Annotated in this window: 10 protein-coding genes and 1 rRNA gene; 5 read left to right on the forward strand and 6 right to left on the reverse strand. The window is 67.2% G+C overall.

From position 1 onward, the window contains the following. Positions 1-70: 70 nt before the first annotated feature. Together J3U95_RS02105 and J3U95_RS02110 are read right to left on the reverse strand one after the other, a co-directional pair. The gene (locus J3U95_RS02105; protein ID WP_208277041.1) at positions 71-3652 is read right to left on the reverse strand and encodes an ABC transporter permease/M1 family aminopeptidase; all 3582 of its coding nucleotides are present in this window, start codon (positions 3650-3652) and stop codon (positions 71-73) included. A gap of 10 nt (positions 3653-3662) precedes the next feature. After that, positions 3663-4580, reverse strand: coding sequence for an ABC transporter ATP-binding protein (locus tag J3U95_RS02110; protein ID WP_208277042.1), 918 nt, complete (start codon positions 4578-4580; stop codon positions 3663-3665). Between the two features lie 238 nt (positions 4581-4818). Here J3U95_RS02110 and J3U95_RS02115 point away from each other — a divergent pair, with 238 nt between their 5' ends. Beyond that, positions 4819-6336: a YifB family Mg chelatase-like AAA ATPase gene (locus J3U95_RS02115; RefSeq protein WP_208277043.1), complete on the forward strand. Its 1518-nt coding sequence runs from the start codon at positions 4819-4821 to the stop codon at positions 6334-6336. Between the two features lie 25 nt (positions 6337-6361). On the opposite strand, the gene J3U95_RS02120 is transcribed toward J3U95_RS02115, so the two are convergent. The 3 genes from J3U95_RS02120 to J3U95_RS02130 all read right to left on the reverse strand — a co-directional run bounded on the left by J3U95_RS02120 (position 6362) and on the right by J3U95_RS02130 (position 10039). Beyond that, positions 6362-7312, reverse strand: coding sequence for a GlxA family transcriptional regulator (locus tag J3U95_RS02120; protein WP_208277044.1), 951 nt, complete (start codon positions 7310-7312; stop codon positions 6362-6364). Between the two features lie 119 nt (positions 7313-7431). Continuing rightward, positions 7432-9582, reverse strand: coding sequence for a xanthine dehydrogenase family protein molybdopterin-binding subunit (locus tag J3U95_RS02125; protein WP_208277045.1), 2151 nt, complete (start codon positions 9580-9582; stop codon positions 7432-7434). Continuing rightward, entirely contained in the window at positions 9575-10039 is a 465-nt protein-coding gene (locus J3U95_RS02130; protein ID WP_123070496.1) for a (2Fe-2S)-binding protein, read from the reverse strand. The genes J3U95_RS02125 and J3U95_RS02130 overlap by 8 nt, the downstream gene beginning before the upstream one ends. A 199-nt stretch (positions 10040-10238) precedes the next feature. Here J3U95_RS02130 and J3U95_RS02135 point away from each other — a divergent pair, with 199 nt between their 5' ends. The 4 genes from J3U95_RS02135 (at position 10239) to J3U95_RS02150 (ending at position 13444) form a co-directional block, all read left to right on the forward strand. Beyond that, complete coding sequence (locus J3U95_RS02135; protein WP_370662037.1) at positions 10239-10739, forward strand: hypothetical protein; 501 nt, start codon at positions 10239-10241, stop codon at positions 10737-10739. Positions 10740-10747: 8 nt separating this feature from the next. Then, complete coding sequence (locus tag J3U95_RS02140) at positions 10748-11482, forward strand: ABC transporter ATP-binding protein (protein ID WP_208277046.1); 735 nt, start codon at positions 10748-10750, stop codon at positions 11480-11482. Continuing rightward, on the forward strand, positions 11479-13026 hold the full coding sequence (locus tag J3U95_RS02145) for a hypothetical protein (RefSeq protein WP_208277047.1): 1548 nt from the start codon (positions 11479-11481) through the stop codon (positions 13024-13026). Before J3U95_RS02140 ends, J3U95_RS02145 begins: the two co-directional genes overlap by 4 nt. 76 nt (positions 13027-13102) lie before the next feature. After that, the gene (locus J3U95_RS02150) at positions 13103-13444 is read left to right on the forward strand and encodes a DUF1840 domain-containing protein (protein WP_208277048.1); all 342 of its coding nucleotides are present in this window, start codon (positions 13103-13105) and stop codon (positions 13442-13444) included. A 188-nt stretch (positions 13445-13632) separates the two neighbouring features. On the opposite strand, the gene rrf is transcribed toward J3U95_RS02150, so the two are convergent. After that, positions 13633-13730 (reverse strand): 5S ribosomal RNA (gene rrf / locus J3U95_RS28875); the annotation flags it as partial.

The raw sequence follows: 13730 nt of genomic DNA on the forward strand, positions 1-13730 counted from the left end.
GCCGTCCACGTGTCGCCTCCCGCCATGGCCTGGCCGAACGGCCGGACCATGGCGCCTTGCCCGCCGCGGATCACTCGATAGCGACCTCCTTGCGGTTATCGCGCGACACGCGGTCGATCATCTTGTTGTAGGGATCGACGCCCACCTCGAACGGCTGCTCCTTCACCGTGACCGTCACCACCGGATGGTCGCCGGACAGCACCCGCTTTTCCAGGAGAAGCACTTTTTCATCGGCTTCCCTGGCTCCCTTGGCGCGGGCGAACACGCCGATCTCCACCGGCTCGTCGTAGGCGCGTGCGGTTTCCTTGCCTTTGCCGTCGGCTTCCATCTTGGCCAGGTGCAGCTTCATCGTCACGTCCCACTGGCCGTCCGGACGCTTCTTCGCTGACGCTTCCATCATGCGGTTATCGTAGAACACGATTTTCTCGAACATATCCGAGATCAGGGCGTGCTTGTCGGCCGGCGCCTCCGCGCGGATATAGTCGAGCAGCTCCTTCGAGGTGGTGAACGGCGACTCTTGATAACCCTTGTCTTCGAGGAAGCGCTTGAGCGCGCGATTCAGCGCCTGTTCGCCGATCTCGTCGCGCAGGCGGTAGAAGATCAGGCTGCCCTTGCGGTAATGGATGTAATCCTGGTTTTCCACGCGATTCAAAGGCAGCTCTTCGATCACCTCGCCGCCGCGCGAACGCAGGTAGCGATCCAGTTCATAGCGCAGGAAGCGGCGCATCTGGTGAGGTCCGTATTCCTTCTCCATCACCATCAGCGCCGAGTACTGCGACAGCGATTCGATCAGCATGCTCGCGCCCTGCACATTGGCGGCGGTGACCTGGTGGCCCCACCACTGGTGCGCCATCTCGTGGGCCGTCACGTAGAACACATAGTCGATGTCTTCCTTGTCGCGCAGGTCGGCGATGAAGCCGATCGATTCCGAGAACGGGATCGTATTGGCGAACGACTGGGCGAAGGTCTGGTAGTTGGGGAACTCCAGGATGCGCACCTGCTTGTGCTGGTAAGGCGTGAACTCGGTGGTGAAGTAGTCCAGCGACTTGCGGGTGGCCTCGATCATCCGGTCCACGTTATAGCCATGCTTGGCGTCGTGGTAGATCTCGATCGGGATGCCGTTCCACTCGCCCTTCTTCACCTGCCAGCGCGCCGACAGGTAGGCGAAGAACGGCATCATCTTCTGGTCCATCTTGTAGTGGTAGTAGTTGCGGCCGTTCTCCGTCCACGACCTTTGCAGGTAGCCCGGCGCCAGCGCGATCTGGTCGCCGCTGGTCGACACCGTGGTTTCAAAAGCGATCCAGTCCGCGCCGCCCCCGAACATCGAATTGGCGCGCGCCGCCTCGTCCTCGAGCTTGGGCATGCGTTCCGGCTCGCCCAGCCCGCGTTTGCGGCGCTCGTTGCGGTCGGTCAGCTCGTAGTCGGACTGGTAGCCGAGCATCGGGAAGAACTCGTGGTTGTTGAAGAAGGTGCCGTTCAGGTTGAAGGTGTCGGCCTTGCCCGAATTCGAGAAGCCCTGGCGGTGCGCATCGACCGTGAAGTCGAGCGGCAGGCGCGCGCCCGGCGCCAGGGGTTCGGCCAGTTTCAGGATCCGGAAGCCCGACTCCGCATCGTCCAGCACCACCTGGTGCGCCGGCAGCTTGCCCAGGGTGGTGACGACGTCGGGATTGAACTGCAGGCGCAGAGTGTCGAGCGGCTGGTCGGTCTTGTTCTCCAGGACGTAGCTGCCCTTGACCGTCACGCGGCGCTGTTCCGGATAGATGTCGACCGCGGCGCGCACGTCGATGACCTTCGGATGCGGCAGGTCCTTGTACTGGCGGTAGTTCTTTTCGTAGCGGGCCTGCTTGTCCATGCCCACGTTCTTGGCTTCGTAGCGGCCCAGGGTCACGGTGTTATGGAAGATCCAGCCGCCGACGAGGGCGAAGGCGATCGTGCACAGCGCCAGCGCCATGCCCGCGCCGCCTTTCAGGCGGCGGCCCGCCTGGCGCACCCGCGCACGCCACTCGACCGACAGGCCGCGCACCCAGAAGGCCTGGGCCACAATCAGCGCCGCCAGGCAGAACAGGGTCCAGTACAGCGCGAACCAGGCCCAGCCCGTGACGAAGTGGCCGAAGCCGTTCATGTCCGAACACGGCGTCTCGGGCAGCAGCGCGACGTTGTACAGGTTGTGATCGAAGTGCATCACGGACAGGACGATCTGCGCGATCAGGAGGACGATCACCAGCAGGTAGCCGATGAACTTGTTGTTGGTGACGACCTGCAGCACGATGGCGATCAGCGCCATCAGGACAAACGGCAGGCCGGCCATGAACACGCCCTTGACGTAGACCCCGAATTCCACCGGCGCCCCGCCCCGGAACAGCTGGATGGCGATCGCGGTCAGGATCCCGGCGAACAGGAAGACCAGCACCACGCCCATCAGCGCCAGGCTCTTGGCGACCAGCGGCGCCCAGTTCGGCATCGGCATGGCATCGCTGACGTCGGCGATCCTGGCCTGGCGTTCCTTGAAGATCAACTCGCCCGCATAGAAGGTCAGGATGATAATCAGGAGGAAGTTGAACGACCCGTTCAGCAGCTCGATCATCAGGTGCGTGCGCGGGTAGACGTCGGTGCCGAACAGCGCGTCGAGCTGGCTCGAGCTGCCTACCATGTTCAGCACGCCGAACAGCAGCAGGACGAGGAAGGGCACGCTCTTGAACACCGCGACGGCATCGAAGGCGAAGATGTGCCAGCACTGGGCCCAGCGCGTGGCGCTCGTAAACTGCGGCGCCACGCGCGGCAGGGCCACCGCTACCGGCACGTAGGCCGGCGTGGCCTGCGCCCTGGCCTTGCCGAACAGGCGCTTGCCGGTCCCGGCGCGCTGCGGCTTGAACAGGGCCAGGGTCAGGCCGACCAGCACCAGGGCGACGGCGCTCCACAGCAGGCGGTTGGCCAGCATGTAGCCGCCAATATCAGGCAGGCCGGCATTCGATTCGGCGGTCGAGAAGTAACGCGTGGCGCGGGCGAGCGCGCGCATGCCGAAGGGATCGGCCAGCACGGCGATCCACTCGTTGTCGATGTCCGAGGTGAAGCTGCCGGCGACGATCCAGAGCACGAAGAAAGCCATCACGCCGACGTACACCATCATGATCGAGCGGGTGGTGGCGGCCAGCAGCATCAGCAGGGCGCCGATGAAGAACAGGTTGGGCACGACCAGCACGCCCAGCGCCCACAGGTAGGCCGCGCCGGGGAAGGGACCGACGCGCTGGGCGTCGATCCAGGGCATCAGGGGACCGAGCATCGTGCCGAGCACGATCATGGCGAAGATGAGCAGGCAGGCCACCAGGCCGGCGGCAAAGCGGCCGACCAGGTAGTCGTGCTTTTTCATCGGCGTGGCGAACAGCATGTCGGAAATGCCGATCTCGCCGTCGCGCAGCACCCCGCCGGCGATGAAGATGGTGACGACGAACATCGACATCAGGCTGAAGAAGCCGAGCAGTTGTGCGACTACGACCGGCGCATTGCGGTTGACGTTGCCGATGCTGCCGCCGACCTGGATCGCGTCGCTGGTGGTGGCGCCGAAGGCCAGCGCGCCGAAGATCAGCGCGCACACCCACAGCAGGGGCTGGCGCAGCTGGAAGTCCAGCTCGAACTTGAAGAATTCTCTCAGCATGCCGCCCTCCTCACGCCGTCACCGGCGCAGCCTGGGCAGGCGCCGCCTGGCCGGCCGCGCGGCCGGCATTGCGGATCTGCAGAAAGTAGACGTCTTCCAGGTCCGGCTCGACGCTGACGAAACCATCGTCCGGCTGCGACTCGGCATAGACGTTGATCTGCGGCCGCCCCGCCACCAGGCGGGTGGACAGCACGTTGAAGCGCTCCTGGTATTCGGGCAGGGCTTCCTGGCTGACGGTGCGGCGCCACACGCGGCTTTTCAGGGTGTCGATCGCGGCCTGCGGCTCGCCCTGCAGCAGCACCGTGCCCCTGGCGATCATGGCCATGCGCGGACACAGGTCGGTCACGTCCTCGACGATGTGGGTCGACAGGATCACCACAACCTGCTCGCCGATCTTGGCCAGCAGGTTCAGGAAGCGGTTGCGCTCGTCGGGATCGAGGCCGGCGGTCGGCTCGTCGACGATCACCAGGCGCGGCGCGCCGAGCAGCGCCTGGGCGATGCCGAAGCGCTGGCGCATGCCGCCCGAATAGGTGCCCAGGCCGCGCTTTCTCGCTTCCCACAGATTGGTCTGATGCAGCAGGGCTTCGACGATCTCCTTGCGCTCGCCCTTCGCGATCAAGCCTTTGAGGACGGCGAAGTGGTTCAGCAGCTTTTCGGCGCTCACCTTCGGATAGACGCCGAAATCCTGCGGCAGGTAGCCGAGCTGGCGGCGCAGGCCTTCTTTATCGGCCAGGACGTCGAGGCCGTGGAAGTGGATGCTGCCGCTGTCGGGATCCTGCAGGGTGGCGATGGTGCGCATCAAGGAAGACTTGCCGGCGCCGTTCGGCCCGAGCAGGCCGAACATGCCGTTCGGGATCTCGAGGCTGACATCGTTGATGGCTTTGACGCCGTTGGCATACGTCTTGTTGAGCTGCTTGATCGATAGCATCGGCTGTAACTCCTGGTCTGTTAATGGTGGCAGATATTTCCTTGCAGATAATGTAGCGTTAGTGGAATGCGATGTCAGGTCTTTGTGACAGGCGGTAGAAAAGCTGGAATGGACGACAAATTCGGGGGCATGTGCGTACGCCATGCAGCTTGAATACGCATGCCTGTCCGCACGCAACAGATGCCGCCGCGCGCGCCGTACGATAGGGCCTTCCCAGCGTTCATGCGGAAGGAACACTATGAGTCTGGCCGTCCTCAGAAGCCGCGCCCTCGCCGGCATGGAAGCGCCTGCAGTCAATGTCGAGGTCCACCTCGCCAATGGGTTGCCAGGCATCGCCATCGTCGGCCTTCCCGATACCGAAGTGCGCGAAGCGAAAGACCGCGTGCGCGCGGCGCTGCAGAATTCCGGTTTCGACCTCCCGGCGCGCCGCATCACGATCAACCTGGCGCCGGCCGACCTGCCGAAAGAGTCCGGCCGCTTCGACCTGCCCATCGCGCTGGGCATCCTGGCCGCCTCGCGCCAGATCCGCGACGATGCGCTGCACCGCTACGAATTCGCGGGCGAGCTGTCGCTGTCGGGTGAATTACGCCCGGTGCGCGGCGCGCTGGCGATGGCGTTCGCGATGGCACGCGACGATGACGACGAAATGCGCGCCTTCATCCTGCCACTGGCCAACGCCGACGAAGCGGCGCTGGTCGAGGCGGCCGCCATCTACCCGGCGCGCACCTTGCTCGAGGTCTGCGCCCACTTCGCCAACGTGCCCGACGCGCCGAAGCTGGCGCGCCACCGTGGCCCCGGCACGTCGCGGCTGCCTTCCTATCCCGACTTCGCCGAGGTCAAGGGCCAGCAGCACGCCAAGCGCGCGCTCGAGGTGGCCGCCGCCGGCGCCCATTCCGTCCTGCTGGTCGGCCCGCCAGGCGCGGGCAAGAGCATGCTGGCGGCGCGCCTGCCCGGCCTGCTGCCGCCGATGAGCGAGGCCGAGGCGCTCGAATCGGCCGCCGTGCAGTCGCTGGCCGGCGGCTTCGCGCCCGAACGCTGGCGCCAGCGGCCGTTTCGCAGTCCGCATCACACGACGTCGGGCGTGGCCCTGGTCGGCGGCGGCAACCTGCCGCGGCCGGGCGAGGTGTCGCTGGCCCACCACGGAGTGCTGTTCCTCGACGAGCTGCCCGAATTCGAGCGCCGTGTGCTGGAGGTTTTACGTGAGCCGCTGGAGTCGGGATCGATCACGATCTCGCGCGCGGCCCACCAGGCCGACTTTCCAGCGCGCTTCCAGCTGATCGCGGCGATGAATCCCTGTCCCTGCGGCTGGCTGGGCCACGCCAGCGGCAAGTGCCGCTGCACGCCGGACGCCGTGCTGCGCTATCAGGGACGCATTTCGGGCCCCCTGCTCGACCGCATCGACATCCAGCTGCCGGTGGCGGCCATGGCGCCAGACGGCATGGGCGCGCACGCCGATGGCGAACCGAGTGCAAGCATCGCGCAGCGGGTGGCGCTGGCCCATGCGCGCCAGCTTGCGCGCCAGGGACGGCCCAACAGCGGGCTGGGGCCGGGCGAGATCGACCGCCATTGCGCGCCCGACGAGGCCGGGCGCCGGCTGCTGCATGACGCGGCCCGCCACCTGCACTGGTCGGCGCGGGCCTACCACCGCGTGCTCAAGGTGGCGCGCACGATCGCCGACCTGGCGGACGTGGACGAGGTGAGGTCGAAGCATGTGGCCGAGGCGATCGGGTATCGGCGCGCGCTGCGCGACGATTGAATCGTCCCCTATCCGCCCATCGGTTTTATATCGCCTGCTCGCGCGCCGCGCGCTTGATCGCCTGCGGCGGCTGGCCGAAGGCGCGCAGGAAGGCGCGCCGCATGCGCTCGGGGTCGGCGAAGCCGGTCTCGCGCGCGACCATGTCGATCGAGTGGTTGCTGGTCTCGATCATGGCGCGCGCCGCCTCGACCCGCAGCACCTCGATCGCGCGCGCCGGCGATTGCCCGGTCTCGAGGCGGAAGGTGCGGCTGAACTGGCGCGTGCTGAGGTTGGCCGCCTCGGCCAGCTCGTCGACCGACAGCGGCCGCCGCAGGTGGCTCTTGGCATAGGTGAGCGCCTGCTGGATGCGGTCCGATTTCGGCTCCAGCTCGAGCAGGGCCGAGAACTGCGACTGGCCGCCGCTGCGGCGGTGGTAGACCACCATCTGGCGCGCGATGTGCTTCGACGCGTCCTTGCCCAGGTCGGCCTCCACCATCGCCAGGCACAGGTCGATGCAGGCGGTCATGCCGGCCGAGGTCCACACGCGGCCGTCGTTGATGTAGATGCGGTCTTCCTCGATGCGCGACTTCGGATAGGCGCGCTGCAGGTCACGCGCCAGCGCCCAGTGGGTGGTCGCGCGGCGGCCGTCGATCAGGCCGGCCTCGGCCAGGATGAAGGCGCCGGTGCAGATGCTAGCGGTGCGGCGCGAGGCCTCGCTGGCTTCGCGCAGAAACGCCAGGAAGGGCGGGCTCGATTTCGCGCTCAGCGGGGTCATGATGCCGGCCACGATCAGGGTGTCGTAGTCGCGCCGGTCGAAGGCTTCGGTGAACACGCCGACGCCGGACGAGCTGGCGAGAACGCCGCCGTGCTCCGACAGCATGGTCATGTCATAGAACGGCCCGCCGTCGAGACCGTTAGCGATCTCGAATACGGTGGTGGCCATCAGGTCGAGCGCCTGGAAGCCAGGCGGGAGCAGGAATCCGATTCTGCGTTTCATGATGATCCTAGAATGCGCGACAGAGAAAATAATACGCCAAGACGCGCCGGGCGGGCCGAAGTCCTCCATCTTTCGATGGAGACCGGCCCGCCCGGCGCGTCGTTTTCTTGCTGCGAAAATCAGGCGCTGCGGAGCTGTTCGGGCTCGATCGGCAGCGTGCGCACGCGCTTGCCGGTGGCCGCGAACACGGCATTGGCGAGCGACGGGAACAGCGCGGCGGTGCCCGGCTCGCCGATGCCGCCCGGCGCTTCGCGGCTGGCCACGATATGGGTCTCGATCGCGGGCGCCTCGTTGATGCGCATGACCCGCACGTCGTGGAAGTTCGACTGCTGGATGCGGCCTCCCGCCACCGTCGCCTTGCCCCACAAAGCGGCCGAGATGCCGAAGTTGATGCCGCTCTCGAGCTGGGCGCGGATGGTGTCGGGATTGATCGCGACGCCGGTATCGACCGCCGCGACCACGCGCTTGACCGCCACCTCGCCTTCCTTGCTCACCGCGACGTCGGTCACCAGCGCCAGATAGGTGCCGAACACGTGCTGCAGCGAGACGCCGCGGCCCTGGCCTTCCGGAGGCGGCTTGCCCCAGCCGGCCTTGTCGGCGGCCAGGCGCAGCACCGCCAGCGCGCGCGGATTGTCCTTCAGGAGCGCGCTGCGATAGGCGACCGGATCCTTGCCGGCCGCCGCCGCCAGCTCGTCGATGAAGCTCTCGACCACGAACAGGTTGTGCGCCGGGCCGACGCCGCGCCAGAAGCCGGTCGGCACCGGCGGCTCGTGGTTCACGTACTCGACCAGCAGGCTGGGGAAGGCATAGGGCGGATGCATGGCGCCCTCGACCACCTCTTCGTCGAAGCCGTTGACGTAGCCGGCCGGGAAGAAGCGCTTGATGGTCGACGGGCCGGTGATGCGGTGGCTCCAGGCCAGCGGCATGCCCTCGCCGTCGACGCGCGCCTCGAGCCGGTCGTGAAAGCCGCCGCGGTAGATGTCGTGCTGGGTGTCTTCCTCGCGGCTCCAGGTGACCTTCACCGGGCCCTTCACGTGGCGCGCGATCTGCACCGCGCGCGTGACCATGTCGACCTCCAGGCGGCGGCCGAAGCCGCCGCCGAGGTAGTGGTTATGGACCGTCACCTTGTCCGGCGCCACCCCCGCGGCCTTGGCCGCCGCCGCGCGGCTCAGGGTCATCACCTGGGTGCCGAGCCACAGCTCGCAACCGCCGTCCTTCACGTGCACGGTGCAGTTGAGCGGCTCCATGGCGGCGTGGATCAGGTAGGGCTGCTCATACGTGGCCGCGATGCGCTTGCCGCCGGCCTGCGCCGGCTCTCCTTCCTGCCTCACCTTCGCCGCCGGGCCTTCGGACGCTTTCACCAGCGCGCTCGACAAGGCCGCGCTGTCGACGCTGACGTTGGGGCCGTCGTCCCAGACGATCTCAAGCGCCGCCAGTCCCTTGCGCGCAGCGCCGGTGTGGTCGGCGATCACGGCCACGCAGTCGTCGAGCTTGACCACCTGGCGCACGCCCTTCACCGCCAGCGCGCGGCGCTCGTCGACGCTTTTGAGGCTGCCGCCAAAGGCGGGCGACTGCGCCAGCGCCGCGAACTTCATGCCCGGCACCATCGCATCGATGCCGTATTTGGCGCTGCCGTTGACCTTCAAGGGGGTGTCGAGACGCTTGCCCGGCTTGCCGATCAGGACGAAGTCGGCCTCCTTGAGCTTGACGTCCACCGGCGCCGGGACCGGCAATGCGGCCGCCTGCGCCGCCAGCGCGCCATACTTCAGGCGCCGGCCGCTGGGGCGATGCACGACTTCACTGTTGCGAGCCTGGCATTCGGACGGGCTGACCTTCCACTGGCTGGCCGCGGCCTGCACCAGCATCATGCGCGCCGCTGCGCCAGCCTGGCGCATCGGCAGCCAGGCGGCGCGCATGGACGTCGAGCCGCCCGTAATTTGCAGGCCGAGCAGCGGGTTGCCATACAGCTTGTCGTCGGCGCCGGCGTGCCTGACCCGCACCTGGCCAAGCCCCACCTCGAGCTCCTCGGCCACCAGCATCGGGATCGAGGTATAGGTGCCCTGTCCCATCTCGATATAGGGCATGGTGATGGTGACCAGGCCATCGGCGCCGATCAGCACGAAGGCGTTCGGCTCGAACGTGCGGGCGGTCGCGGCCATCGCCGGACGGCTGGCGCCATCGAGGACGACGCCCAGCAGCAGGCCGCCACCGGCGGCGGCGCCGGCCACCAGGAAAGCGCGGCGCGGCAGGTTCGGCAACTCGTTACGCATGGCGGCCTCCCGCCAGCGTGAGCGCGGCGGCCTTGATGCCGGCGCGGATGCGCGGATAGGTGCCGCAGCGGCAGATATTGCCGCTCATGGCGGCGTCGATGTCTTCGTCTGTGGGCTTGGCGTTGGACTTGAGCAGGGCCGCGGCCGACATCAGCTGGCCCGATTGACAGTAGCCGCACTGGACCACCTCCTGGTCTAGCCAGGCCTTCTGCAGCGCGGCCCCGATGCGCGAGGCGCCGAGCGTCTCGATGGTCGCGACGTCGGCCTTGCCCACTGCCTCGACGCTGGTGAGGCAGGAGCGGGTCGGCACGCCGTCCACGTGCACGGTGCAGGCGCCGCACAAGCCCATGCCGCAGCCGAACTTCGTCCCCGTCATGCCCAGCACGTCGCGCAGCACCCACAGCACCGGCGTGTCGCCGTCGACGTCCACCTCATGGTTCTTTCCGTTGACCTTCATGCCATCCCCCTGGACTTGGTTTGTTTGGCGAATGGTCGCAGAAGTTTCCCGTCGGGAGCGGACGTAAATCCCACGGTTCAGGACATCCGGCCATGCCGCCATGCCCAAAGAATACCGTTGCCGCCGTCCCTCAAAAAACGGCAAAGGAGGTAGCCGCTGCTGCTACTATCGTGCCATGCGATCAACCAATCCGCTCCGAATGCGCTTGCGCATCCTCGTCCCGGCCATGCTGGCCGCCAGCCTGCTGGCCGGCTGCAATCCCACCTATAACTGGCGCGAGCACACGAGCCAGGAGGGCCGCTACAAGATCCTGTTCCCGGCCAAGCCGGCGACCTTCACGCGCGCGGTGGACCTCGACGGCTTGCGGGTGGAGATGACCATGACGGCGGCCGAAGTCGACGGCGCCACCTTCGCCGTCGGCGCCGCCACGGCGCCCGATGCCGCGCGCGCCCGCGCCGCGCTGCCGGCGATGCGCCAGGCGCTGCTGCGCAATATCGGCGCCAGCGAGGATGCGGCGCCGGCGCCGCAGGACGACCTGCGGGTGGAGGCGACGGGCGCCGCCAACGGCAAGCCGATGCGCCTGCATGGCCGCTTCGAGGCGCGCGGCGAGCGCTTCTACCAGGTCATCGTGCTCGGTCCCGCCGATGCCGCGCCGCCGGAACAGGTCGAGCAGTTCCTGTCGTCGTTTTCAGCCCAGTGAGGCCAGCCATGGACGCCCATCTTGCCGCCCTGCGCCTGGCCGGCCTGCGCAAGGATTTCGGCCGCCCCGCCGTCGATGGTCTCGACCTGGTCGTGCGGCGCGGCGAGTTCTATGCCCTGCTCGGCCCCAACGGCGCCGGCAAGACCACCACGCTGCGCCTGGTCACCGGCCTGCTGGCGCCGGACGCCGGTAGCATCGAGGTGCTCGGCATCGACCTGGCCGGCGCACCGGCGGCGGCCAAGGCCAGGATGGCCTACCTGCCGGACGAGCCGATGTTGTACGGGAAGCTCAAGCCCTTCGAGTACCTGGAATTCGTGGCCGGGCTATGGGGCGTGCGCGCGCAAGATGCCGAGCCGCGCGCACGCGAGCTGCTCGACTGGCTCGACCTGAGCCGGCATGCGCACGAGCTGACCGAAGGATTCTCGCGCGGGATGAAGCAGAAGCTGGCCCTGGCCGGGGCCCTGATCCACGAACCGGAACTGTTGATCCTCGACGAACCGCTCACCGGACTGGACGCGGTCGCGGCGCGCCAGGTGAAGGACCTGCTGCTGGCCCACGTCGCCAAGGGCGGCACGGTGATCCTGACCACGCACATCCTCGAAGTGGCGGAGCGGCTGGCGCAGCGCATCGGGATCATCCGCCAGGGCCGCCTGATCGCCGAGGGCACGCTGGACGAGCTGCGTGCCCGCACCCAGGGCGGCAGCCTGGAAGACGTCTTCTTGCAGCTGACGGCCGCGCCATGAGGGCGGCGCCGGGCAGCGTCGGCTGGCTGCTGCGGCACGAGCTGCGGCTGGCCTGGTTCAATGCCTCGGGCGGCAAGGAAGGCGCCGGCAAGCGGCGGCCCGCCAACGCGGCGATCGGCCTGGCGCTGGTCGGCTGGGCCGCCCTGCACCTGCTGGCCTGGGTGGCCGTGCGCGCCCTGGCAGGCAGGGAGGGCGACGATCCGCGCATCCTGCTCGCCGTCTCTGCCGTGCTGGCGGGCGGCGCGGCCTTCATGCTGTCGTCGGCGATCAAGTCGAGCGTGCTGGTGCTGTTCGAGCGCAGCGACCTCGATCTGCTGCTGTCATCGCCCCTGCCCTCGCACAGTATTTTCACCGTGCGCCTGGCCGTCGTGGCGGCCAGCACCGCCGCCGTGTACCTGTTCTTCCTGGCGCCGTTCGCCCATGCCGGCCTGCTGCAGGGGCAGTGGCGCTGGCTCGGCATCTATCCGGGCGTGGTCTCGGTCGCGGTGCTGTGCAGCTGCCTTGCGATGCTGCTCACGCTCGGCCTGGTGCGCGTGCTCGGTGCGCGCCGCACCCGCGTGGTGGCGCAGGTGATCGGGGCGCTGGCTGGAGCCCTGTTCGTCATCGCGTCCCAGTTGCATGCGCTGTCGTCCGGGGATTCCCAGGGCCGCGTGCGCGCGATGCTGGACGGTTTGCTGCGCCGGGACGGCGTGGAAGATCACCTTTTGCTGCTGCCGGCGCGCGCCATGCTCGGTGAACCGCTGCCGATGCTGCTGATGGCGGCGCTGGCTGCCGTAGTATTCGTGCTGACGGCGCGGCTTACCCATCGTTTTTTTGCGCATGGCCTGCAACTGGCGGCGTCTTCGGCGCGTGCGGGAACGGCGCGCGCCACGTCGCTGCGTCATCACTTCGGCCGCAGCCTGTTCCATACCGTCGTCGTCAAGGAGTGGCGCCTGATCGTGCGCGATCCGCATCTGCTGTCACAGGTGCTGCTGCAGCTGCTGTTCCTGCTGCCGCTGTTCTTCCTCATCTTCCAGCGCACCGACGTGCAGGTGCAGACGCTGGGCGCCGGGCTGGCGCTGCTGTGCGGCTCGCTGACCGGCGCGCTGGCCTGGATCGCGCTGTCCGCCGAGGATGCGCCGGACCTGCTGCTGGTGTCGCCCGCGTCGATGCGCACGGTCCGGCGCGCCAAACTGGCGGCCGCCATCATGCCGGTACTGGCGCTGGTGGCTGTCCCGCTGCTGTGGCTGACCGTTCGTACGCCGGCTGCGGGGCTGATCGTCTGTTTCGCGGTGTGCGGCGCCGTGCTGGGCGCCGGCTTGATCGTGTTCTGGTGCGGCCGGCTTGGGGTGCGCAGCAATTTCAAGGGCCGCGGCAAGGGTGGGTTCGTGATGAATATGCTCGAGTTATTGAACAGCCTGGCCTGGGGAGCGCTGGGCTGGTTCCTGGCCGGGGCGACGCGCACGCCGTTGTCGGAAGCAGGCGCGCTGGCGGTGACGGGGAGCGGTGCGCTGGCCGTCGTCGTGCTTGGGGTCGCCTGGCTCCTGAAGGTAAAACATGCCTGAGTTGTGCGAGCGCGCGCACTGTCAGCTTGCGTCAGTCGTGCTATCGTTTAGACACTAACAAAACCAAGAGATAGCCATGTTGATTACCTTTAAATGCAGATCCTACCCAGAGGTCTTGATGTACCAGGAGCATGCCAAGCGCATCCTCGACCTGTTGCACAAGGAACCGGAACGCGGTGTCATCACCGCGGCAGAAGCGGAACAAGTGATCCCGCGCCTCGAGGCCGAGATCGAAGAGAGCCGCAAGCACCAGGCGACCGAACAGGTGGCGCAAGATGTCCACGCGCACCATCGCGATGAAGATGACCACGAACATCAACCGATCGAGGTGGTCACCTTCTCGGCACGGATGTATCCGTTGCTGGAAATGATGCGCTCGGCGCGGGATAACAAGACCGATATCTTGTGGGGTGTTTGACATTCTCGCGATCTGGCGCTGGTCAAGGCCGATCCGATACCTGATCGCGCCGTAGGGTGGATGGCTCTGCCATCCACGCGTCCAACCGTCTGATGAGTGATCAATCCGTGTGGATCCACGACGATCTTCCGAGCCTGAAAGCAAAAAAGCCCGCTCAAATCATTGAGCGGGCTTTTTCTCTATAACTAGCCTGACGATAACCTACTTTCACACTGGTTGCAGCACTATCATCGGCGCAAAGTCGTTTCACGGTCCTGTTCGGGATGGGAAGGGGTGGGACCGACTT

It is taken from the genome of Massilia oculi, assembly GCF_017582745.1.
Classification (GTDB): domain Bacteria; phylum Pseudomonadota; class Gammaproteobacteria; order Burkholderiales; family Burkholderiaceae_D; genus Telluria; species Telluria oculi_A.

Bases quoted from the DNA above. Each gene is read 5' to 3' on its own strand.
- J3U95_RS02140 (WP_208277046.1), top strand. From the start codon at position 10,748: ATGGACGCCCATCTTGCCGCCCTGCGCCTGGCCGGCCTGCGCAAGGAT.
- J3U95_RS02115 (WP_208277043.1), top strand. From the start codon at position 4,819: ATGAGTCTGGCCGTCCTCAGAAGCCGCGCCCTCGCCGGCATGGAAGCG.
- J3U95_RS02110 (WP_208277042.1), bottom strand. From the start codon at position 4,580: ATGCTATCGATCAAGCAGCTCAACAAGACGTATGCCAACGGCGTCAAA.
- J3U95_RS02145 (WP_208277047.1), top strand. From the start codon at position 11,479: ATGAGGGCGGCGCCGGGCAGCGTCGGCTGGCTGCTGCGGCACGAGCTG.
- J3U95_RS02105 (WP_208277041.1), bottom strand. From the start codon at position 3,652: ATGCTGAGAGAATTCTTCAAGTTCGAGCTGGACTTCCAGCTGCGCCAG.
- J3U95_RS02135 (WP_370662037.1), top strand. From the start codon at position 10,239: ATGCGCTTGCGCATCCTCGTCCCGGCCATGCTGGCCGCCAGCCTGCTG.
- J3U95_RS02130 (WP_123070496.1), bottom strand. From the start codon at position 10,039: ATGAAGGTCAACGGAAAGAACCATGAGGTGGACGTCGACGGCGACACG.
- J3U95_RS02150 (WP_208277048.1), top strand. From the start codon at position 13,103: ATGTTGATTACCTTTAAATGCAGATCCTACCCAGAGGTCTTGATGTAC.
- J3U95_RS02120 (WP_208277044.1), bottom strand. From the start codon at position 7,312: ATGAAACGCAGAATCGGATTCCTGCTCCCGCCTGGCTTCCAGGCGCTC.
- J3U95_RS02125 (WP_208277045.1), bottom strand. From the start codon at position 9,582: ATGCGTAACGAGTTGCCGAACCTGCCGCGCCGCGCTTTCCTGGTGGCC.